General features: G+C 75.1%; 18 protein-coding genes. 8 read left to right on the top strand and 10 right to left on the bottom strand.

Translation table 11 applies throughout. The annotated features are described in order from the left end of the window. Window positions 1–33: 33 nt before the first annotated feature. The 5 genes from ACZ3J7_RS36230 to ACZ3J7_RS36210 all read right to left on the bottom strand — a co-directional run bounded on the left by ACZ3J7_RS36230 (window position 34) and on the right by ACZ3J7_RS36210 (window position 4,654). Entirely contained in the window at window positions 34–558 is a 525-nt protein-coding gene (locus ACZ3J7_RS36230; RefSeq protein ID WP_465627560.1) for an LURP-one-related/scramblase family protein, read from the bottom strand. Window positions 559–666: 108 nt separating this feature from the next. Further along, window positions 667–1,452: a hypothetical protein gene (locus ACZ3J7_RS36225; protein WP_465627559.1), complete on the bottom strand. Its 786-nt coding sequence runs from the start codon at window positions 1,450–1,452 to the stop codon at window positions 667–669. 33 nt (window positions 1,453–1,485) lie between these two features. Beyond that, entirely contained in the window at window positions 1,486–2,715 is a 1,230-nt protein-coding gene (locus ACZ3J7_RS36220) for a hypothetical protein (protein WP_465627558.1), read from the bottom strand. Window positions 2,716–2,870: 155 nt separating this feature from the next. After that, window positions 2,871–3,125: a lipopolysaccharide assembly protein LapA domain-containing protein gene (locus ACZ3J7_RS36215; protein ID WP_465627557.1), complete on the bottom strand. Its 255-nt coding sequence runs from the start codon at window positions 3,123–3,125 to the stop codon at window positions 2,871–2,873. A 74-nt stretch (window positions 3,126–3,199) separates the two neighbouring features. Then, window positions 3,200–4,654 (bottom strand): YncE family protein, encoded by a 1,455-nt coding sequence (locus ACZ3J7_RS36210; RefSeq protein WP_465627556.1) that lies wholly within the window; start codon window positions 4,652–4,654, stop codon window positions 3,200–3,202. Between the two features lie 479 nt (window positions 4,655–5,133). Here ACZ3J7_RS36210 and ACZ3J7_RS36205 point away from each other — a divergent pair, with 479 nt between their 5' ends. The 4 genes from ACZ3J7_RS36205 (at window position 5,134) to ACZ3J7_RS36190 (ending at window position 9,102) form a co-directional block, all read left to right on the top strand. Continuing rightward, a complete protein-coding gene (locus ACZ3J7_RS36205) occupies window positions 5,134–5,922 on the top strand; it encodes a DUF5979 domain-containing protein (protein ID WP_465627555.1) in 789 nt (262 codons plus the stop codon). A gap of 95 nt (window positions 5,923–6,017) precedes the next feature. Next, the gene (locus ACZ3J7_RS36200; RefSeq protein ID WP_465627554.1) at window positions 6,018–7,202 is read left to right on the top strand and encodes an MFS transporter; all 1,185 of its coding nucleotides are present in this window, start codon (window positions 6,018–6,020) and stop codon (window positions 7,200–7,202) included. Between the two features lie 151 nt (window positions 7,203–7,353). After that, window positions 7,354–8,604: an alpha/beta hydrolase family protein gene (locus ACZ3J7_RS36195; RefSeq protein WP_465627553.1), complete on the top strand. Its 1,251-nt coding sequence runs from the start codon at window positions 7,354–7,356 to the stop codon at window positions 8,602–8,604. Window positions 8,605–8,745: 141 nt separating this feature from the next. Then, entirely contained in the window at window positions 8,746–9,102 is a 357-nt protein-coding gene (locus tag ACZ3J7_RS36190) for a helix-turn-helix domain-containing protein (RefSeq protein ID WP_465627552.1), read from the top strand. Here the strand turns inward: ACZ3J7_RS36190 and ACZ3J7_RS36185 are convergent. After that, on the bottom strand, window positions 9,051–10,583 hold the full coding sequence (locus ACZ3J7_RS36185) for an FAD-binding oxidoreductase (RefSeq protein WP_465627551.1): 1,533 nt from the start codon (window positions 10,581–10,583) through the stop codon (window positions 9,051–9,053). The genes ACZ3J7_RS36190 and ACZ3J7_RS36185 overlap by 52 nt on opposite strands. 564 nt (window positions 10,584–11,147) lie before the next feature. On the opposite strand from ACZ3J7_RS36185, the gene ACZ3J7_RS36180 reads away from it, so the two are divergent. After that, on the top strand, window positions 11,148–12,260 hold the full coding sequence (locus ACZ3J7_RS36180) for a response regulator (RefSeq protein ID WP_465627550.1): 1,113 nt from the start codon (window positions 11,148–11,150) through the stop codon (window positions 12,258–12,260). Between the two features lie 27 nt (window positions 12,261–12,287). Here the strand turns inward: ACZ3J7_RS36180 and ACZ3J7_RS36175 are convergent, their stop codons facing one another. Continuing rightward, window positions 12,288–12,722, bottom strand: a complete 435-nt coding sequence (locus ACZ3J7_RS36175) for a nuclear transport factor 2 family protein (protein ID WP_465627549.1) — start codon at window positions 12,720–12,722, stop codon at window positions 12,288–12,290. 146 nt (window positions 12,723–12,868) lie between these two features. On the opposite strand from ACZ3J7_RS36175, the gene ACZ3J7_RS36170 reads away from it, so the two are divergent. Further along, window positions 12,869–13,384: a winged helix-turn-helix transcriptional regulator gene (locus tag ACZ3J7_RS36170; protein ID WP_465627548.1), complete on the top strand. Its 516-nt coding sequence runs from the start codon at window positions 12,869–12,871 to the stop codon at window positions 13,382–13,384. 100 nt (window positions 13,385–13,484) lie between these two features. Here ACZ3J7_RS36170 and ACZ3J7_RS36165 read toward each other — a convergent pair whose 3' ends face one another. After that, window positions 13,485–15,674, bottom strand: a complete 2,190-nt coding sequence (locus ACZ3J7_RS36165) for a carbohydrate-binding module family 20 domain-containing protein (protein WP_465627547.1) — start codon at window positions 15,672–15,674, stop codon at window positions 13,485–13,487. Window positions 15,675–15,994: 320 nt separating this feature from the next. On the opposite strand from ACZ3J7_RS36165, the gene ACZ3J7_RS36160 reads away from it, so the two are divergent. Both ACZ3J7_RS36160 and ACZ3J7_RS36155 read left to right on the top strand, forming a co-directional pair. Then, window positions 15,995–18,322: an ATP-binding cassette domain-containing protein gene (locus tag ACZ3J7_RS36160; protein ID WP_465627562.1), complete on the top strand. Its 2,328-nt coding sequence runs from the start codon at window positions 15,995–15,997 to the stop codon at window positions 18,320–18,322. Window positions 18,323–18,640: 318 nt separating this feature from the next. Continuing rightward, window positions 18,641–19,375, top strand: a complete 735-nt coding sequence (locus tag ACZ3J7_RS36155; RefSeq protein ID WP_465627546.1) for a hypothetical protein — start codon at window positions 18,641–18,643, stop codon at window positions 19,373–19,375. A 99-nt stretch (window positions 19,376–19,474) separates the two neighbouring features. Here ACZ3J7_RS36155 and ACZ3J7_RS36150 read toward each other — a convergent pair whose 3' ends face one another. Beyond that, the gene (locus ACZ3J7_RS36150) at window positions 19,475–20,728 is read right to left on the bottom strand and encodes an RCC1 domain-containing protein (protein ID WP_465627545.1); all 1,254 of its coding nucleotides are present in this window, start codon (window positions 20,726–20,728) and stop codon (window positions 19,475–19,477) included. A 72-nt stretch (window positions 20,729–20,800) separates the two neighbouring features. Then, complete coding sequence (locus ACZ3J7_RS36145; protein WP_465627544.1) at window positions 20,801–22,033, bottom strand: RCC1 domain-containing protein; 1,233 nt, start codon at window positions 22,031–22,033, stop codon at window positions 20,801–20,803. Window positions 22,034–22,074 lie beyond the last annotated feature (41 nt).

The following is a 22,074-nucleotide window of genomic DNA, read 5'->3' as shown; positions in this document are numbered from 1 at the left end:
GTCGCAATCCACACCGAGCCAGAAGGCCCTCACTCATTTCAAGATCGCCAGACCGTGAACCCCGTCACCAACCTCCGTGGTCAGTACATCTAGACCGTACGTGTCACGGAGCCGGAACCACTTCTTGGACACCTCGGCGACTTTGCGGCCGTCGCGCTCGATCGTGTACTCGTGGTCGAGGACGTTGCCGTGGACGGCGAGGTCGAGGCCGTCGGCCTGCTCGATGTGCCAGCGGTCGCGCAGCGGGTTGACCAGGGCCTTCTTGACCATGGCGACGCGGTTGCCGTCGGCGTCCTCGATCTCCATCGAGTCCCTGATCCGCAGCGCCCGGCCCTGCACGGTGGCGACCCGGTGGCCGGCCCGGTCCTCGATGTGGAAGGTCCTGCGCAGCCGCAGCGCCTTGCCGTCCACCTTGTAGACGTGGTCCCCGGCGTCGTCGTCGATCCAGTAGTCGTCGCCGATGGCGAGGACCTTCTGACGCATCTGGTAGCGGGTGACCCCGTCCCCGTGGTCGAAGGCCCGGTTGGCCTGGCGGCGGGCACGTCGTTGCTCGAACATCCCGGCGTCCTCTCCTGAGCGGGCGGTCCTCCGTCCGCCCTTCGTACCCCCGCCCGGACGGGCCCGCACCTTTTCCCGCGCCGACGGGCCCGGTCCGGGCGGGGCGCGTCAGTCGAAGATCGCGACGGCGCGGACCTCCAGCGTGCCGGCGGCGTCGTTCCACTCCTTGACCGTGCCCAGGCAGTAGCCGTTGACGATCCGGTGGCGGGCCGGGTCGCCGATCAGACCGGTGGGGTCGTCGCAGGCGACCCGGACGGCCGGCGCGGGCCCGTGCGCGCCGACGGGGCCGTACGCGGCCAGGAAGGCCGTGCCGCCCGCCCCCGGCGCCGGGTCGGCCGCCCGGAACACGCCCCGCAGCAGGACGTAGTCGTCGACGTCGCTCAGCCGGGCCTCGGACGACTGCTTCCCGGGGCGCCGGCCCGCGGCGGCGGACGAGCGGGCGAGGGCCGGCGTGCTCCGGACGGTCATGGTGCGGAGGTCGGCGTGCACGATGCCGTCGACCCGCTCCAGCGCCTGGACCAGCACGCCGATCACGTCCATCGGCCGCTCCTGCTGCACGTACGTGCGCACGCGCTCCTCGCCCCGCTGGAGGCTCCCCGAGAGGCCGAGCCCCTGGACCAGCGCGCCGTCGGCCCCGAGGACGCGGCTGCGGCTGCTGCGCTGTTCCACCTCCTGGGTGAGCGCCTCGGTGTAGCGGCCGGTGCGGTAGAGGTTCATGACCGCCTGGTGGTCGAGGTAGACGCAGATCCGGGCGGTGACGTCCGGGCCGGTCCACCGTCTCCTGCGGCGCAGCTCCAGCGCGCCGAGGCCCAGCAGCGCGAGCAGGCTGGCGGCGGCGAGCGTCCAGACCAGGGGCCACGGCCACCAGACGCTCGACCACATCTCGGTGAACACGCTACGGGCCTCCTCGGGCGGCGGGGGAAGGTGTCACGGCGCGGGTGAGGGCGCGGGTCCGGCGGGCGGGCAGTCGCCGACGGCGGAGATCATGCGTTCCAGCAGGTCGCGGGAGGGCATCGTGGTCCGGGTGTCGTCCCCGGCCGTTCCGGGAGCCGGGATGCCCCGCTGTTCCAGGAAGCCGGCGAACCCCCGTTCGGAGTCCGGTTCCTTCAACGGACGGAACCCGAGGGCGGCGGCGCGGGCGCGCAGTTCCGGGTCGTCGGTGATCAGCTCGCCGAGCCGGTCGGCCCGCCGGCTCAGGGCGATGAACTGGGGCTGGGTCACGAACTGGTTCGACGGGTAGAGCAGGACGCGCTCGCCGTCCGGATGCCCGGTGCGGGCCCGGAAGCGCATCTGGTAGGCCAGGTACTGGTGCTCGTAGCCGACCACGACCGGGGCGATGCCGCGGCCCTCCTCGGTGAGGTACGGCTGGAACACGTCGGCGCCCGGCATGCCCTGGGCGGACAGCAGCGGCTTGATCCTGGCGGCGAGTTCGTCGGCGGCCCCGGGGGTCTTCGGCTCGGTGCCGTGCAGCGTGAACGCGACCTGGGCGAGGAAGGTGGCCGCCGAGTTGGACTGGCACACGTGCGAGGTGTGGGCGGCGACCGCGTTGCCGTTGGCCGGCCCGTGGCCGCGGACGCCGAGGTCGTTCCAGGTCCGGCCCTCGGCCACCAGCCGGAGGAAGGCCGCCAGGTCCAGGTCGTAGTAGAGCGGCGGCGACCCGTCGGCACCGGTCCGCTGCGGCGCGGCCGCGCCGGCGTCCTGCAGGGTCTGCGCGTAGGAGCGGTAGGTGGCGAGCACGAGCGGGCTGACGAACGGGCGGGACACGTGGGCGTACCCCTTGCCGTTGCGCCGGGCGACGATCTCGTCGGCGGACGGCTGGCCGGAGGGGAAGACGAAGTCGTACGGGGTCAGGTCGTCGAGTGCCACCTCCCGCGATCCGGCGGTGGTCGCGTGCACCCGGATGCCGTGGCGCAGCAGGATCCGGCGGACCTCCTCGTCCTCGAAGAACTCCGCCTTGGATCCCATCCGGCCCTCGAGGACGGTCACCGTCCGGAACGGCAGGAACAGGTTGCCGCTCGCCGCCAGGCTGATGACGCCCGTCAGCAGCACCGACAGCAGCACGGCCGTCAGGGGGACGAGGCGGCGGCTCGGTCCGGGACCCGTCCGGCGGCGCACGACGGACAGGCGTGGCTCGTCAACTCGACTGGCCTCAATCATGGTTGACATGGTGTCAGGCCACATCGGCGGGCGCACCGGCTCGAACGACCGTTCACCCCGCGGACACCGGGAGGACGCCTGCGCGGGAGGACCGCGGGACGCCCTCGCCCGCCGCCCGCCGCCCGCCGAGCGTCGACGGGCGGCGGCCCGGTCCGTCAGCCCCGGGCGCGGCGGCGGGCCAGCAGCCGGCCGAGCGCGACGCCGACCAGCAGGGTGACCAGGAGGACCAACCACAGCGGCAGGGTGACGGTGGGGATCCAGAGCCGGATCTGCACGGAGGCGGTGTTCACGGCGATGAACCAGACCGCCAGCACGCCGAGCACCAGGAACGCGATGGTCCTGATCCGCATCTCGCGGCCGCCGACGGTGACCGAGGCCGGTCGGTCCGCACTGCTCGTCTTGTCAGCCATACGGCCCATTATGTGAGCGTTCACCCGTTTCGGCCCGTCGAGCCCCGGGCGCCCTCCGGGGCCCGGCCCGCCGCTCAGGCGCAGTTGACGACCAGCCCGGTGAGCGCCACGCAGCTGCGGCTCGCACTGTCGTCGGACGGGTCGGGGTCGTCGGGGGCGGAGGCGGTGCGGGTGGCGGTGGTCTGGTAGGCGGTGCCGAGGCCGAGCAGCCCGACGGGGAGGGCGAACGTGCGGGTGGCGGTGGCGCCGGGCGCGAGGCCGGTGACGGTGCAGGTGATCCGGCCGGGGGCGGCGGTGCAGCCGGGGGCGGTGGTGGTGGGGGTGACGGCGCCGGGGACGACGGTGGCGGTGAGGGTGGCGCCGGTGGCGGTCGTGGTGGCGCTGGTGTTGGTGACGCTGAGGGTGTAGTCGATCCGGCCGCCGATCAGCCCGGCCACGGGCCGCGCGGTGAGGCCGACGGCGAGGTCGGCCTCCCGGTGGACGGGGGTGGGCGGGCGCGGGATGACCAGGTCGGTCGGGGTGCGGACGGTGCCGGACCGGCCGAGGACGGTGTCGGTGGCGGTGTCGAGCACGGTCAGGTAGCCGTTGGCCCGGTTGGCGACCCAGAGTTGGCCGCCGTCGGGAGTGAGGGCGAGGGCGCCGGGCTCGTCGGGGGTCTCGACGATGCCGGTGACCCGTCCGCCGCCGGTGGCGAACGCGGTGACGGTGGGGCCGAGCGCGCTGCTCGCGTAGCCGAGGCCGCCGTCGGGGCTGACGGCGACGCCGTCGGCGCCCGCGTAGACCTGCACCTGGGCGCCGACGGTGCGGGTGGCGGTGTCGATCACGGCGACGACGCCGGTGTCGTACGCGGTGACGTACGCGTGCCGGCCGTCGGGCGCGAGGGCGACCCGCCGGGGCGAGCCGGACAGCGGGACGGTGGCGGTGACGGTGTTGCTGCGGGTGTCGACGACGGTGAGGCCCAGCGGCTGGACGAGGTAGAGCTCGCGGCCGTCGGGGGAGACGGCCGCGTCCTCGGGCAGGAAGCCGACCGGGACGCTGGCAGTGGCGGCCCGGGTGGCCGGGTCGAGCACGGTGACCCGGCCCTCCGCCGGGTCGCCCTGGTAGTCGCCGACGTAGAGCCGGGTGCCGTCCGGGGAGACCGCGACGGCCCTGGTGCCGGTGCGGGTGGCGATCGGGACGGGCGCCCGGCCGGGGGCGGTGGCGTCCAGGGCCCAGACGGTGGGGGCGCCCTGGTCGGTGACGTAGACGCGGGTGCCGTCGGGCGCGGCCGCGACCCGGGCGGGCCGGGCGCTGCCGGGGAGGGCGATCCGCCCGGTGGGCTGCCGGGTGGCGGTGTCGACGGTGGTGAGGGCGCCGCCGTCCTGGTCGACGACGTAGGCGACGTACGCGACGGGCCCGGCCGGGGGTGCGTCGGCCGGGGCGGCCGAGGCGGGGGCCGGGAGGGCGAGCAGCAGCGGCGCCGCGAGGGCGAGCGCGAGCGCGCCGACGGCGGGTCTGCGGAGGAGGGCGGCGGGACGACGGGATCGCACTGCTGTCTCATTTCGTTCACGGGGGTGGCGCCGCGGCCCCGCGACGGCGGGGGCGGCTCCGCGACGGCGGGGCGCACCCGCCCGGCCGCGACTGCTGGTGCACGGGTGGTCACCGGGTGTGCATGCTGCTGGGGCGCGCGCCCGGCTCGCAAGGGCGGTTTCGCGCCACCGCGGGCGCTCGGCGCGCGTTTCCGCCGGATCCGCGCCCACCGGACCGAGGAGCATTCCGTCGCATTGTCCGAAAGGCCGCTTCGCCGATCGCACACGCCCCTCCGGCCCGACGCGCCGCCTCCGCAAGGGCGTTCGGGGAACGCTCACCCGATCGATCCGGCCACCGGACGCCGCCCGGCCCGCCGCGCCCGCCGCGTCCCGCCGTTCGCCTGACAGACGATCAGCCCCTCGGTGCGGCCACCCCGCGCCCCGACGTGCGGATCGTAGGGTTTCGCCTTATTTGTCTGCTTCCACGGCAAGGACCGCCCATGCCACGACCAGGACGCTTCACCCCCACCCGCTCGGCCCTGGGGGTGCTGACCGCCGGCGAGGCCGCGCGGTACGCGGCCGGGAAGACCTTCACCGTCACCGTCTCCTGCGCCCTGCCGGACGCCTCCGGCGACGCGACCGACCTCGTCCTGCACCACGACTACCAGCTGACGGCCGACCGGCCCGTCACCGTCTCCCCGCTGCCCGTCGGCACCCGCTGCTGGGCCGAGGAGATCGACACCGCGGGCGCGGCGCGGGCCGTCGTCGACCACGGCACCGCCGACGACCCGGTGGTCGTCACCGCGGGCGACCCGACCGGCGCGACCATCACCGTCACCAACACCTACCCGGCCGGGAAGCTCACCGTCACCAAGCACGTGGTGAACGGCGGCGCCGGGCCGTACTCCTTCGCCCTCACCTGCACCACCGCGAGCGGCCCCGTCCCGCTGGCCGCCGCCGACGGCGCGTTCGCGCTGAAGGACGGCGAGACCCGCGAGGTCACCGTCCCCGACGGCGCCGAGTGCACCGTCACCGAGCAGGACGTCCCGGCCGGGGACGTCGTCGGCTACTCCGTCGCCGGCGGCCGCACCACGGTCCGCGGCAGCGCGGCCGTCGAGGTCACCAACACCTTCCCGCTCCCCTCGCCCACCGGGAGCTCCCCCGCCGCCGACGGCGGCGCCCTCCCGTCCACCGGCACCGGCTGGGCCCTCGGGGCCGGCGCCGCCGCCCTGCTCGCCCTGCTCACCGGCGCGGCGCTGCGCCTGACCGCCCGGAGCCGCCGCCACTGACCCGACCCGCACCCCCTCGCGGCCCCGGCCCGGAACCCCTCCGGCCGGGGCCGCGGCACGTCCGCCCACGCCGCCCGCCCACGGTCTACGGTGAGGTGGTGACAGATCGTCGACGCAACGGGTACCTCGGGGCGGCGGCCGCGTTCGCCGTCTGCATGGCCGGCACCACGCTGCCCACCCCGCTGTACGGGCTCTACCAGGAACGGATCGGCTTCTCCGAACTGATGGTGACGGTGGTGTTCGCCGTCTACGCGTTTGGGGTGATCGGCGTGCTGCTGCTGTTCGGGAACGTCTCGGACGCGGTGGGGCGGCGGCCGGTGCTGCTGGCGGGACTGGCGTTCGCGGCGGCCAGCGCGGTGGTGTTCCTCGCCGAGCAGGGCCTGCCCTGGCTGTTCGCGGGCCGCCTGCTGTCGGGCTTCGCGGCGGGCCTGTTCACCGGCACCGCCACCGCGTACGTCCTCGAACTCGCCCCGCCCGGGCGCAAGGGCCGGGCCGGTTTCGCCGCGACCGCCGCCAACATGGGCGGCCTGGGCTGCGGGCCGCTGCTGGCCGGGCTGCTCGCCCAGTACGCGGCACGGCCGCTGACGCTGCCGTTCGCCGTCCACCTGGTGCTGCTGGCGGTCTCGTTCGCGGTGGTCCGCGCGCTGCCGGAGACGGTGCCCGGGGCCCGGCCGGTCCGCACCGCGCGGCCCCGGCGGCCGTCGCTGCCGGCCGAGGTGCGCGGGGTGTTCGTGCCCGCCGCGATCGCCGTGTTCGCCGGGTTCGCACTGATGGGGGTGTTCACCTCGGTCGCGCCCGCGTTCCTCGCCGAGGAGCTGGGCGTGCGCGACCACGCCCTGGTCGGGCTGATCGTCGCCACCGTGTTCTTCGCCTCCACCGTCGGCCAGCTGCTGGTGCCGGGGCTGGGCACCCGGCGGGCGGTCCCGCTGGGCTGCCTGGTGCTGATCGGCGGCCTGGGCCTGCTCGCCCTCTCGCTCGCCACCGAGACCCTCGCCCCGCTGGTGCTGGCCGCCCTGGTCGGCGGCGCGGGCCAGGGCATGGGTCTGCGCGGCGCGGTCGGCGAGGTCGCGGCGGCCGCCCCCGCCGCCCACCGGGGCGGAGTGCTCTCCGCCCTGTTCGTGGTCGGCTACCTGGGCATCTCCGTCCCGGTGATCGGCGTCGGCCTGCTCTCCGGGCCGCTCGGCCTCCCCGACGCCGGCCTGGTCTTCACCGCCTGCATGGCCGTCCTGGCCGCCGCCGCCGGCGCCTTCCTGCTGCACCGGGCCCGCGCCCTGGGGTGACCGCGCGGCCGCGACGAGTCCACCACCACCTGATCGGGCGTCATACCCGGGTACTACCCCGCCGGTTGGCCCTCCGGTACGACGCCGACCACCCGTTCGTCCCCGTACGGTGGTGCCCGCCAGCACGTACCGAACACGGAGGGAACCGGCGATGGGCAAGCGCGGACGGATCGGGGCGGCCCTGCTGCTCGCGGCACTGGTGCTACCGGCGGGCCAGGCACCGGCGGTGGCCGACACCCGGCAGGCGACGGCCCGACTCCCGCAGCCCACCGGGCCGTTCGCGATCGGGACGACCGCGCTGCTGCTCGCCGACGACTCCCGGCCCGACCCGTGGACGGCCGGGCGGACCCGCGAGCTGATGGTCAGCTTCTGGTACCCGGCCGCCCGCCCGTCCGGCGGCGGACCGGCCCCGTACATGACTCCGGCCGCCGGAGCGCACTTCGGCGGTCCGGACGGCATCGGGTTGATCAACTACGGTGTCACGCCCGGCAGTACCGACTGGTCCTCGATCCGCACCCACGCCCGGACGGACGCCCCGGTGCTGCCCGGCGGACCGCGCCCGGTGGTGCTGTACTCGGCCGGGCTGGGCGACCCGCGCGCCTGGGGGACGGCGCTGGTCGAGGACCTGGCCTCCCGCGGGTACGTGGTGGTGACCGTCGACCACACCTACGAGGCTTCCGAAGTCGCCTTTCCGAGCGGCGAGTTGGCGACCTCGGTGCTGCCCGGCATGCTCGGCGACCCGGACCTCGACGTCGCCTCGGTGCTGCGCCGGTCGCTGGACGCCCGGGTCGCCGACACCCGCCTGGTCCTCGACCGGCTCGGCTGCCTCGGCGAACTGCCGGGCCTCCAGGCCGGGTTGGCCGCCTCGCTGGACCTCGGCCGGATCGGCATGGCCGGCCACTCCGCGGGCGGCTTCACCGCCCTCCAGGCCATGCACGACGACCCGCGGATCGCCGCCGCCGTCGACCTGGACGGCCAACTGCACTTCCCCGACCCCGACGGGCGGGGCGGCGTCCACCTCACCGACCTCGCCGAGGACGGCCTGAGCCGTCCCTTCCTGCTGATGGGCACCCGCAGCGCCGACTCCGGCTCCTACCACCGGCAGCCCGGCTGGGACGCCCTGTGGCGGCACAGCACCGGCTGGCACGCGGACGTCACCCTGGAGGGCTCCCGCCACGGCTCCTACACCGACGCCGAGTCCCTCCTCCCCCAGCTCGCCCGCCAGGGCGCCCTCTCCCCCGCCGCCCTCCGCGACCAGATCGGCGACCTCGCCCCGGCCCGGGCCGAAGCCGCCACCCGCGCCTACGTCGCCTCCTTCTTCGACCGCTGGCTGCGCGGCCACGACGACCACCTGCTGGACGGCCCGTCCCCGCGCTTCCCCGAAATGACCTACGAGCGCTGAGGGTCGGCAGCGGCGTTCTCGCCGGGTCCGTCCGGGCCGTCGAACAAGAGCGCGGCGACGGTCCGCGGGGCCTCGCGCAGCGCGTCGTGGGCGCCCGTGAGGCGGACCGCCCGCAGGAGGGCGGCGACCGGGTGGGGGCAGGTGCGGATCCTGCGCCGGGCGCCGGCCGGGCTCGGCCGGCAGGTCGGGGCCGGTGCCCGCACCCTGAGCCGACTGCCGCGCGACGAGCTCGGCATGACGTTCCACGCGTGGCGCACCCGGGTGCGCGTCCACCACGCGCCCGTGCTCCGGGCCGAGGGCCACGGCACCTCGCACACCGCCCACGCCCGCGGCCGGGCCGACCCCGGCGGCTTCATCGCGGCGTCCACCGACCTCGCCGGCACGACCCCGGGCCGCTACCGGGCGGGGCCCCGGCACCCGCCCGGCGCCCGCCCGGCACTCGGCGCTCAGGCCGCGGCGACGCTCTGCGGGAAGGCGAACACCCCGTCCGGGTCGTAGCGCCGGGCGACCTCGCGCAGCCGCGGCAGGTTGTCGCCGTAGTAGGCGCGCCCCCAGTCCGGCAGCGTCGCGTCGATGTAGTTGACGTACGCGCCGGGCGCGCCGAGCCGGGCGAGGCCGTCGCGGACCTCGTCGACGGTGGCCCGGACCCGGTCCGCGTTCGCGGCGGTCGCCCCGGCGTACACCTGGGCGCTGGCGAGCGACCCGCGGTGCGGGAACGCCGTCCCGTCGGGGGCGATCTCGCCGACCGCGCCGCCGAGCGAGTCGAGCAGCAGGTCGACGCCGGTGCGGCCGGTCATCAGCTCGGTGAGGCGGCCCGGGTCGAGCGGCCGCGGGCCGAGCATCCGGGAGACGGCGACGAAGCCGGTGCGGGTCAGCCGCCCGCCCTCCCAGGTGGGGTGGCACTGGGCGACGGTGTCGTTGGCGCAGCCGGCCATGAACTTCATCGCGGCCAGGTAGTCCTTGGCGGCGACGGTCCGCCCGGTCGGCGCGGTGCCGGCCAGCCGGACCAGCCGGTCGAGCTGCGGGTTCGCGCCGGACGGGTCGCCGACCCAGCAGCCGACGATCCGGCAGGTCGGCGGGTTGCCGCCGGAGACCTGGCAGCTGGCCCAGAGCTCGGGCGGGGCGTCGGCGACCCACTGCTGCCAGGCGCCGAGCACCTGCGGGACGGATCCGGCGGGGAACGGCAGGATGAAGACGGTCAGGCCGGGCGCGGGCGGGGTGTCGAAGGTGAACCGGGTGACGACGCCGAAGTTGCCGCCCCCGCCGCCGCGCAGCGCCCAGTGCAGGTCGCTCTCGTGCTCGGCGTCGGCGGTGCGCACGCAGGAGTCGGCGGTGACCACCTCGGCGGCGCGCAGCCGGTCGCAGGTCAGGCCGTACTTGCGGGCCAGCACGCCGATGCCGCCGCCCAGGGTCAGGCCGCCGATGCCGACCGTCGGACAGCTCCCGCCGGGCAGCAGCCGTCCGGCGGCGGCGAGCCCGGCGTACACCTCGATCAGCCGGGCGCCCGCACCGACCTCGGAGCTGCCGTCGGGGTTGGTCCGGACGGTGTTCAGCGCGCGCAGGTCGATCACCAGGCCGCGGTCGGGGACGCTGTAGCCGAGGTAGCTGTGGCCGCCGCTGCGGGCGGCGATCGGGATGCCGTGGCCGCGCGCCACGTCCAGGCAGGCCCGGACGTCGTCGGCGGAGGCGCACTTGGCGACGGCGCCCGGGAGTTGGTCGTCGTTCAGCTCGTTGAAGCCGAGCCGGGCCGTCCCGTAGCCGGGGTCGGCGGGCAGCACCAGCCGGTCGCCGAGCCGCTGCCGCAGCGCCTGCCAGTCCGGCGGCGCGGCCCGCAGGGCGTCCCGCGGCCGCGCCGGGAACGCCCGCACGCCCTGGCCCCGCGCCTCCCGCGCCCGGGCCGGGGCCGCCCCCAGCAGCAGTCCCGCCCCCACCGCTCCGCCCATCGCTCCGCCCATCGCCAGGAACCGACGACGATCCATCACCACGACGCTCCTCTCCGCCCCGCACGGGGTGCGCGGGGTTCCTCCGGCCCCGATCGTCACGCCCCGCGCCGCCCCCGCCCGGCCACGGCCCGCCACGGCCCGCCGGAATGCGCCCGATGGCGCAGCGCGACGGCGCGCACCCGGCACCACGCCGTTGCGCGCACGCCGGGCGTCCCGCGGCCGCCATCGGCGAGAGCCCCGCCGACGCCGCCCGAAGCCGACCGAAGCCGACCGACGCCGACCCGTGCCGACCGGCCCGCCGTGTCCCGCTCCGGGCCGAAGACGTGCGGTCGCGACGGCCCGCCGCCCGGGCACCCGGGCCGGCCGCCACCCCCTACGCCTCCGACCGCCCCCGAACCGTGACCTGACTGGCCGTCATTTGTTCTCCCGGTGTCGTATTGTCGCCGTCTCGGCCGACGCGATCGCGGATGGTCGCGTCCCGTCGTGGCCGCTCCGGCCGGGACGGGGCGGGCCGACCGGTGCGAGTGGAGGTACGCGGGTGCGGATGCGGGTTCGGGTGCTGGCGCGGACGGCCATGGCCCTCCGGGCGGGGTGCGGCCGGTGACGGCCGCCGACGGCCTCCCGCCGCTGGCGGACGGACTGGGCGCGGAGCAGCGCGAGTTCGGCGAGGAGCTGCGCGCCCTGCTGCGCCACCCGGACACCCGGGTGGCGGCCTCGGCGGCCCGCTGCGGGCTGGACCCGGAGACCGTCGACGCCTACCTCTCGGCCGCCCGCATCCCGCCGTGGGACTTCGTCGAGGCGCTGCTCGACACCCGCGCCGCCGGGCTCATCGACCGGTCGTCCGTCCGGGAGCGGCTGCGCCGCTCGCGGATGGCCGCCCTGCGGGTGGCCCGGCCGATCGGCCGGGCGGTGTGCCAGATCGAGGGCCAACTGCACGCCGCCGCACGGGAGATCGAGCAGGCGGACGAGCTGGCGGAACGGGCCGGGCGGGCGCTCGCGCACAGCCGCCGGGCGCTCGCCGAGCTGGACGCCCGCGTTCCCCCGCGGGATCCCCGCCCGGCCGCCGAGCAGGCCGTCCCGCACCCCCGGGGCGCCGAACGGGGCACCGAACGGGACGTAGAACGGACCGCTCTCGTCGAGCAGGCCGAGCTGTTGGCCGAGCAGGCCGAGCGCGCCCGCGAGCAGTCCGCCCGGGCCGGGGTGCGGTACGCCCTGCTGGAGCGCCAACTCGCCCTGGTGGAGCGGCAGCAGGGCACCACGGCGGCGCCGTCCCCACCTGCCGGGGCGCCGGTCGGCGCGGGTGCCGACGGCGCGCGGCCGCCGAAGATCCTGCTGGTGGACGACCGTCCGGAGAACCTGGTGGTGCTGGAGGCGCTGCTCGGTCCGCACGGGCACGAGCTGGTCTCCGCGACCTCGGGTCCGGACGCGCTGCGCGCGCTGATGGAGCCGGACGGCTACGCGGCGATCCTGCTCGACGTGCAGATGCCCGGCATGGACGGCTACGAGACGGCCGAGCACATCCGGCGCCGCGCCCGCACCCGCGACATCCCGATCGTCTTCGTCACCGCGATCGGCAGCGGCGCGGACCACGCGATGCGCGCGTACGCGGCGGGCGCCGCCGACTTCATCCCGAAGCCGGTCGACCCGTGGGCGGTGCGGGCGAAGGTCGCCTCCTTCGTCGAGCTCCACCGGGAACGCGCCGCCCGCCGCTGACCCCCGCCGCTCCCCGCCCCTCGCCCCTCAGCCGGTCGCGGCGGCCAGCGCGGCGGCCTGGCGGCGGCACGCCTCGTCCAGCGCCTTGGTGTCCTCCAGCACCTCGTCCGCGGTCATCCGGCCCCAGCGGAGGGTGATCCACTGGACGGCCTCGTTGCGGTAGGGCGTGCCGTCGGCGAGGGTGGCCGCCACGTCGAGGCGGACGACCACGGTGGTGCGCCAGGGCCAGCCCCGGACCAGCACCTCGCGCGGGGTCAGCCGCAGCCCGGGGAAGCGCTCGTACAGGGCGCGGAACCACTGTTCGAAGCCGTCGCGGCCGACCAGTTCGGCGCCGAGCGGGGTGTCGCCGGCGAACCGGAAGCGCAGGTCGGGGGCGGCGGTGGCGACGGCCGCCCGGTAGTCGCCGGTGCCGATCCGCCGCCACAGCGAGCGGACCCTGGCGCGGGTGAGGGCGTGGTACATCGCTGCCTCCCGGGGCGTGGTGCGGGCGGGCGCGCGGGCGTACGGGCACGGACCGGCCCCGCCCCCGTCGCCGTCCGTCCCGCCGACCGTAGCACCTCACTTGCATCATGCAAGTCACTAGGGCGGGGCGCCCTAGACTGGACGCCGTGGACCGCACCCGCTTCGCCGACGTCCCCTGCTCCGTCTCGCGCGCCGCCGGGGCGGTCGCCGACCCGTGGACGCTGCTGGTGCTGCGCGACCTCTTCCTCGGGCTGCGCCGCTTCGAGGAGCTGCGTCAGGACCTCGGCATCGCCACCAACATCCTCACCGCCCGCCTCGACCACCTGGTGGCCGAGCGCCTGGTCGAGCGCCGCCGCTACAGCGAGCGCCCGCCCCGCGACGAGTACCTGCTGACCGACGCCGGACGCGACCTGCACGGCATCGTGCTGGCCCTGCTCGCCTGGGGCGACCGGCACCGCTCCGACCCCGCGGGCGCCCCGCTCGTCCCCCGCCACACCGCCTGCGGCCACCCGGCCCGCCCGACCGTCACCTGCGACCACTGCGGCGGCGAACTCGCTCCCGGCACGGTCGAGTTCACCCCCGGCCCGGGCGGCCGGCCGGCCCGCGGCACCACCGTGATCGCCGCCCGCCTCGCCGACGGCCCGCTCCCGTCCGGCGACTGACGCGCCCCGCCCCCGTCCCGCCCCGCCACAACGGCGAGGCCGCCACCCCCTGCCGGGGACGGCGGCCTCATTCCGTGGGGGTCTCGCGCCCCGGGTGCGGCTACTTCCAGCTGTCCCCGAGGGTGGCCGTCCCGGAGGCTCCGGTGGCGTAGGTGCGGTTCGCGCCGCTCTCCCACGTGACGTTCCCGGCGGCGTCCTTGACGATGTACTTGTACTCGAAGGCGGTGCTCGCCGGCATGGTGAGCGACAGCGTCCAGTTCGGGTACGAGGCGCTGGACATCGGCAGCGCCGAGGACGGGTTCCAGCTGCCGAGCTGGGCGGTCGAGCCGACCAGGTAGACGTTCTGGCCGACCACGGTGGTCTTGTTCTCGGCGAAGTTCACCGTGACCTGCCCGGTCGAACCGGCGCCGCCCCAACTGTCGTTCAGCGTGCCGCCGGTGGCCCCGGAGTTGGCGCTGTGGTTCGCGCCGCTCTCCCACGTGACGTTCCCGGCCGCGTCCTTGACGATGTACTTGTACTCGAAGGCGGTGTTGGCGGGCAGTTGGACGCTGCCGCTCCACACGGGGTAGCCGGCCGGGGAGAGCGCGACGGCCGCGCCCGGGTTCCAGTTGCCGAGCTGGGCGATCGAGCCGACCAGGTAGACGCTCTGGCCGACCACGGTGGTCTTCGTCTCGTGGAAGCTCTCCGTCACCGTCCCGCCGGGCGACTGGGACGGCGAGGCGCTGGTACTGGCGCTGGCGCTGGCGCTGGCGCTGGCGCTGGCGCTCGCCGACGCGGAGGCGGAAGCCGAGGGGCTCGGGCTGGCGGTGCCGGTGGTGGCGGCGTACAGCGCGACCGCGTCGCCCGCGCCCACGGTGACGGTCGCCTTGCCGGAGCCGTCCACGCTCACGGTCGGGCCGGTGCAGGCGGAGCCGCTGAGGTCGCCGTGGATGACGTCGCAGTAGGTGCCGGCCGCCAGGCCGGTGGTGAAGGTCTGGGTGAGCGCGGCGGAGCCGTTGTTGATCGCGACCCAGCCCTTGGCGCCGCGGCTGAACGCGATCGCGTTGCCGCCGTTGTCCCACCAGTTGGCGACCGACTGCCCCCGGGTCGCGTTGTGCCAGCCGACCATGTTGGCGATGCCCCGGTCGCGGTCGGTGCAGGTCCAGGTGCCGTTGCCGCAGTCGACGTCGGTGACGAAGCCGTTGCCGTCGGCCGGCGGCGAGTCGTCCTTGTTGGCGAACCGGTAGCCCGCGTACACCTGCGGGGTGCCGTAGCCCCAGGCGAGTTCGAAGACGTGCGCCAGCCGGTACTTGCTGCCGTCGTTGTACGTCAGCGTGGTCCGGTCGCGCTCCAGGTCGTGGTTGGTCACCATGGCGGCGGACTTGTCGCTCGGCTCGAAGCCCCAACTCTGCCCGAACGTCTTGAGATTGGCGATGCTGCCGTTGAACTGCTGGCTGAGCTTGGAGGCGTAGGTGAACTCCAGCACGCTGCCGTTGCCCTCGAACGCGGCGGGCGCCAACTGACCGCCGCTGCCCGGGAAGATCTCCTGGTAGACGTACGGCCGCCCGCCCCACCGGGTGTCGCTCACCCGGGAGAGGATGTTCGCCATGTCGGCCTGCGCGACGTGCTTGGCCGCGTCCACCCGGAAGCCGTCGACGCCCGCGCCGACCAGGGTGTTCAGGTAGCCGGCGATCTTGCCGCGGACGTAGTCGCTCTCGGTGTTCAGGTCCTCCAGGTTGAGCAGTTGGCACTCCTGGACCTGGGTGACGTTGTTCCAGTCGTTGATGCCCAGGTCGGCGTTGGGGCACGGCGGGGAGCCGTGGAAGTCCGACTTCGCGTAGGGCACCGCCGAGTAGCTGTACGCCGCCGGACTGAAGGCCGAGCCGCCGTACCCGTCGGTGCTGCTCTGGTTGCTGCCCGCCATGTGGTTGATCACCGCGTCGACGTACACCTTCACGCCCGCGCCGTGGCAGGCCGCCACCATCGCCCGGAACTGCGCGTCGCTGCCCATCCGGCTGTTCAGGCTGTACGAGACCGGCTGGTAGACCTCCCACCAGGGGTGCCCGGACAGCGAGATCGACTCCTGCGGCGGGGCCACCTGCACCGCCCCGTAGCCCTTGGGGCCCAGGACGTCGACGCACTCGGCGGCCACCGAGTTCCAGTTCCACTGGAACAGGTTGGCGATCACGTCGCCGCCGTTGGGGGTGGCGGCGGCCTGCGCGGTGCCCTGCAGGCCGAGCGGCATCAGCACGCCCAGCACCAGCGCGCCGGCCGCGGCGGCGACGGGCACGGTTCTACGGACAGCGGACATCGATGAATCTCCCAAGGTGGTGGGGGACTTGAGGAGGGAACGGGAAGACGATCCACCCCGGCCGCGCGCACCGTCAAGGCATCGGTGCAAGAAATTTCATCTCCTTGCGTTCGGATGCACACGCGCGGGAAACACGGATCGGCTATCCGAACCGGCAAAAATAGGAAGATAACTCCCATCCACCCCTCCAGTCCCTCCGCTCCGCCCTCCCCATTCGGCAAACACTTTCAGCAACTTTCAGCCATGTGCCGCTCCCCGCCCCGCGCCCGCCCCCGGGTTAGCGTGGCGCGGTGGACCAGAACACGATCGACGACGACGGCATGGTGCGGGTGCGCGGCGCCCGGGTGCACAACCTGCGGGACGTGAGCGTCGCGGTGCCGCGCGGCGCGGTGGTCGCGTTCACCGGGGTCTCCGGCTCCGGCAAGTCCTCGCTGGCCTTCGGCACCCTGTTCGCCCAGGCCCAGCACCGCTACCTGGAGTCGGTCTCGCCGTACGCCCGCCGCCTGCTGCGCCAGGTCGAGGCCCCGCAGGTGGACGCGGTGACCGGCATGCCGCCGGCCGTCGCGCTGGAGCAGCGCCGCTCCGTCCCGTCCTCGCGCTCGTCCGTCGGCACCATCAGCACCATGTCCAACCTGCTGCGGATGCTGCTCTCCCGCTGCGGCGACTACCCGCCGGGCGCGCCGAGGCTGGACTCCGACGCGTTCTCGGCGAACACCCCGGCGGGCGCCTGCCCCGAGTGCCACGGGCAGGGCGTGCTGCACCGGGCTACGGAGCGCTCGCTCGTCCCGGACGACTCGCTCTCGATCCGGCAGGGCGCCGTCGCGTCCTGGCCGGGCGCCTGGCAGGGCAAGAACCTGCGCGACATCCTGGGTGCGCTCGGCCACGACCTGGACCGGCCCTGGCGCGAACTGCCCGCCGCCGAACGGGAGTGGATCCTGTTCACCGACGAGCAGCCGGTGGTCACCGTCCACCCCGAGCGCGAGCCCGGCCGCGTCCAGCGCCCGTACCGGGGCAAGTACGGCAGCGCCCGCCGCCTGGTCCTCAAGGCCTTCGCCGAGTCCCGCAGCGAGGCCGCCCGCACCAGGGCCGCCGCCTTCCTGGAGCAGTCCACCTGCCCGAACTGCCACGGCCTGCGCCTGCGTCCCGAAGCCCTCGCCGTGACCTTCGCCGGCCTGCCGATCACCGGCCTGGCCGCCCTCCCCGCCGCCCGCCTGGCCGACCTGCTGCGCCCGCACACCGCCGGGGACGGCCCGGCCGGACTGATCACCACCGACCTGGTCGACCGCCTCACCGCCCTGGAACGCCTCGGCCTCGGCTACCTCGCCCTCGACCGCGCCGCCCCCACCCTCTCCACCGGCGAACTCCAACGCCTGCGCCTGGCCACCCAGTTGCGCTCCGGCCTGTTCGGCGTGGTGTACGTCCTGGACGAGCCCTCGGCGGGCCTGCACCCGGCCGACACCGAGGCGCTGCGCCGCGTCCTGGCCGAACTCCGGGCGGCCGGCAACTCGGTCTTCGTGGTCGAGCACGACATGGCGGTGGTGCGCAGCGCGGACTGGCTGGTCGACGTCGGCCCCGCCGCCGGCACCGGCGGCGGCCGGATCCTGCACAGCGGCCCGGTCGAGGGCCTGCGCGCGGTGGCCGACTCCGCCACCCGCCGCTTCCTGTTCGACCCGCCGCCCCCGCCGCCGTCCCGCGGCCGCACCCCGAGCGGCGTGCTGCGCCTGCGCGGCATCACCCGGCACAACCTGCGCGACCTGGACGCGGACGTACCGCTGGGCGTGCTGACCGCCGTCACGGGCGTGTCCGGCGCGGGCAAGTCGACGCTGCTCGCGGCGGTGGCCGCGGCCGCCGCCGACCACCGGGTGGTGACCTTCGACCAGACCCCGCTGGGCCGCACCCCGCGCTCCAACCTGGCCACCTACACCGGGCTGCTGGACACCGTCCGCAAGCTGTTCGCCGCCACCGAGGAGGCGAAGGCCCGCGGCTACGGCGCGGGCCGGTTCTCCTTCAACGTGGCGTCCGGTCGCTGCCCGACCTGCGAGGGCGCGGGCGCGATCGAGGTCGAGCTGCTGTTCCTGCCCACCGCCTGGAGCCCCTGCCCCGCCTGCCACGGCAGCCGCTACGCCCCGCAGACCCTGGAGGTGACCTACCGCGGCTCGACGATCGCCGACGTGCTCGCCCTGACCGTCGACGCCGCCGCCGACTTCCTCGCCGACACCCCGGCCGCCCGGCGCGTCCTCACCACCCTCCAGCAGGTCGGCCTCGGCTACCTGCGGCTCGGCCAGCCCGCCCCCGAGCTCTCCGGCGGCGAGGCGCAGCGCGTCAAGCTCGCCGCCGAACTCCAGCACGCCCGGCGCCGCGACACCCTCTACCTGCTGGACGAACCCACCACGGGCCTGCACCCCGCCGACAGCGAGGTCCTCACCGCCCAACTCCACCGCCTCGTCGACGCGGGCGCCACCGTCCTGGTCGCCGAGCACCACCTCCCGCTGATCGCCGGCGCCGACCACGTCATCGACCTCGGCCCCGCCGGCGGCGACGCGGGCGGCCGCGTCCTCGCCACCGGCACCCCAGCCACCGTCGCCGCCTCCGCCGACAGCCGCACCGGGCCGTACCTCGCCGAGTACCTCTCCGCACAAGGCGGTTGACCAGCGACGAGTCCACCACCAACCCCAGGCGACAGAGCACTCCACCACCGTGGGGCCGTACATGACGTGCCGTCAGGGGATCGAACTCGCCGACGCCATCGAGGCCGTCCGCCGCGAACTCCTGGCCGGTGCCGGCCGGTGCGGCGCCGAAGCCGGTGAACGACTCCGGAGCGCGCCAAGCGACCGTGCCCGCCTCCGGCCGAGTCGACGACGCCCGGACGGTCCACTGGTCCATGCCCCGACCCTCCCACCGGCGTCCGCCTGTCAAGGCATCGCAAACGCGGTGAACGCGCGCGGCAACCGCACTACCCTGGCGCCGTGACGAGTCGAACCCGAAACCCCCGCGCCGGCGCGGCCGCCCTGGCGGCCGCCGGCCTCGTGTTACTCACCGCCTGCAGCAGCGGCGGTGGCGACAGCGACGACGACCGCAGCAGCCCCAGCGCCGTCGCCCAGCCGAGGCAGGTCGGCTGGTACCGCATGATCGACGACCTGTGCGCGGCGGTGGGCGACCCGGGCCTGCCGGGGCAGTTGAAGGACTCCATACCGGTGACGAGCGAGGGCGTCGAGAGCGACCCGTCCCAGACCCTCAGCTGCAGCTACGACACCGCGGCGGCGGCGGAGGAGTGGCGGGTGGTCATCGACGCGACGGTCTTCGAGGCGGCCCGCGGCTGCCACTGGCTGGAGGTCGACGCCGAGATCGCCGAGTCCCCGCTCGACGGGCCCAAGCCGAACGAGAGCCGGACGTTCCAGCCGAACGACGGCGGGGGTCTCGGCCAGCAGGGCTACCAGTCCTCGGTCCGGCACCCGCTCACCGACGGCTCCGCCGGGCCGGTGGACCAGCTCGCCTTCAAGTCGGCCGTCTGCGACGGGAACCTGAACCTCGCGGTGGACATCGACTACGGCGCGGGCGCGGAGATGGCCGCGGACTACCCGGGCGCGCTCGACAAGGCGGAGGCGGCGGCGCGGAAGAAGGCCGCCGAACTCCTCAAGCGGGCGCAGGCGAAGCTGTACGAGCGGGCGATGAGCCCGCAGTCGACCGCGAGCCCCTCGTAACGGACCGGCTCCCGGAGCCCGCGCCCGGAGCGCGCGAGGGCCCGCGCGGCGATCGCGCGGGCCCGGCGCGTCCGTCCGACGACTGCCGTTGCCGGAGCCTCAGTTGGCGAGGCTGAAGTCACCGCCCACCGGCGCGGCGATCTTGTCGACGCCGGTCAGCGCGGTCAGCGTGGTGACGGGGGTGCTGCTCTCGGTGGTGGTGCCGTTGCCGAGCTGCCCGGAGCCGTTCGCGCCCCAGGAGCGGACGGTGTTGTCACCGAGCAGCACGATGGTGTGCTCGCGTCCGCCGGCGGCCAGTTGGACGCCCTTGATGCCGGGCACGGGGACGGGCGTGATCCGGTAGTCGGTGGTGCCGTCGCCGACCTGGCCGGAGGTGTTCTGGCCCCAGGCCTTCAGCTTGTTGTCGCTGTCGGTGACGGCCAGGCTGTGGTTGCAGCCGGCGGCGATCTGCGAGACGCCGCCGAGCCAGATGCCCTGGGTGTCGACGGGCGTGTACCGGTTGATGGTGCTGTTGTCGCCGAGCTGCCCGGTCGCGTTGTAGCCCCACGCCTTGACGGCGTTGCCGCTGGTCGGCCTCACACCGCCGCTGGGCGGGCCGACCAGGGCGAGGTTGTGGTTGCAGCCGGACGCGATCTTGGTGACGCCGGTGAGGCCGCCGACCGGGGCGGGGACGTTGCGGCTGGCCGAAGTGCCGTCGCCCAGCTGCCCGTTGATGTTGTAGCCCCAGGCCCAGACGGTGCCGTCCTCGCGCAGCGCGATGCTGTGGTTGAGGCCGGCGGCGATCGCGATCACCTTGTTGAGGCCCTCGACCCGGACGGGGACGCTGCTGTCGCTGTTGGTGCCGTTGCCGAGCTGCCCGTAGTTGTTGCGGCCCCAGGCGACCACGGTCTGGTCGTCCAGCAGGGCGAGGCTGTGCCAGCCGCCGGCCGCGACGTCGCGGGCGTTGGAGAGGTTGACGACCTGCCCGGGCGCGTTGTGGCTGAACACGCTGCCGTCGCCGAGCTGCCCGGAGCTGTTGGCGCCCCAGGACTGCACGGTGCGGTCGGTGAGCAGCGCCAGCCCGTGCCCGGTGGTGGAGCCGCCGCCACCCGCGGCGATCTTGACGACCTCGGCGCTGGTCAGGCCGAGCACGGTGGTGGCGGTGGTGCGGAAGTCGGTCCAGGTGCCGTCGCCGAGCTGCCCGGAGCGGTTGTTGCCCCAGGCCTTGAGCCGCTTCTCCTGCGCGTGCGCGGTCCCGGCGGGCACGGCGGCCAGGCTGAAGGCGGTGAACGCGGCCAGCCCGGCGGCGAGCGCGGGGCGCAACCCGGGGCGCAACCGGGAGCGGCCGGCGGTGGCGGTCTGCGTGGACGTCATGAAGTGCCTTTCCTCGTAACGGAGTCGGTGTCGCCGTCGGCATCGGCCTCGGCAACGGCGCCGGCCTCGGCGTCAGCGCGCGAGGCTGAAGTTGCCGCTGCTCGGCGCCGAGACCAGGGAGACGCTGCCGGACTTGGCGAGCACCTGGACGGGGGTGTTGCGCTGGTTGGTGGTGCCGTCGCCGAGCTGGCCCTTGTCGTTGAGGCCCCAGGCCTGCACGGTGCCGTCGGCCAGCACCGCCAGGTTGTGCGCGGAGCCGGCGGCGATCGCCTCGACGCCCGCCACGCCCGGGACGGGCACGCTGGTGTTGCGCTGGGTGGTGGTGCCGTCGCCGATCTGGCCCTTGTCGTTGGCGCCCCAGGCGCGCAGCGTGTGGTCCTGCAGCAGGGCGAGGCTGTGGGTGGCGCCGCCGGCCAGCGCGGTGACGTCGGTCAGTTCCTGGACCGGGACGGGGTAGGGTTTGTTGACGGTGCTGTCGTCGCCGAGCTGGCCCTTGTCGTTGAGGCCCCAGGCGTACACGTGTCCGTCGGCGAGCAGCGCGAGGGCGTGGTTGGCGCCGGTGGCGATGCCCTTGACGGTGGTCAGGCCGGGGATGCTCATCGCGGTGTTGCGGGTGGCGGGCGTCGGCGCGGGGACGGCGGCGGTGGAGCTGACCGGCAGCGGGGTGACGCCGAGCTGGCCCTTGTCGTTGGTGCCCCAGGTCTTGACGGTGCCGTCCTTGAGCAGGGCCATGCTGAAGGCGTCGCCGGCGGCGATCGCCTTGACGTCGGCGAGTCCGGCGACGGTGACCGGCAGGCTGGTGTTGGTGCTGGTGCCGTCGCCGAGCTGGCCCTTGTCGTTGAGGCCCCAGGCCTTGACGGTGCCGTCCTTGAGCAGGGCGAGGGCGTGCGAACCGCCCGCGGCGACGGCTTCGACGCCGGTCAGCCCTGCGACCAGGCCGGGGACGGCCGCGTCCTCGGTGGCGCTGGTGGTGCCGTTGCCGAGCTGGCCCTTGTCGTTCTTGCCCCAGGCCTCGACGGTGCCGTTGGCGAGCAGCGCGAGCGCGAACCCGGCCGTGGCGGTGCCGCCGGCGGCGATGCCGTTCAGTTCGGCACCGGCCATGCCGACCACCGAGACGGGGGTGAGCCGCTGGGTCTTGGCGCTGCCGTCGCCGAGCTGCCCGCTGGCGTTGTTGCCCCAGGCGCGCAGCCGCAGGTCGTACGCGGACGCGGTGCCGGCCGGCAGGGCGGTGGTGCACACCAGGGTCAGTCCGGCCACCATCGCGGGCAGGGTGACGGCGGGCAGCTGGCGCAGCTTGCGGTGCATCGGTGGTTCCTCCATGGACGTGCGGGACGTGACGGTGCGGG

Source organism: Kitasatospora sp. NPDC015121 (genome assembly GCF_055562955.1).
The sequence above is the reverse complement of the archived record's forward strand: the minus strand, read 5'-3'. Positions and strand labels throughout refer to the sequence as shown.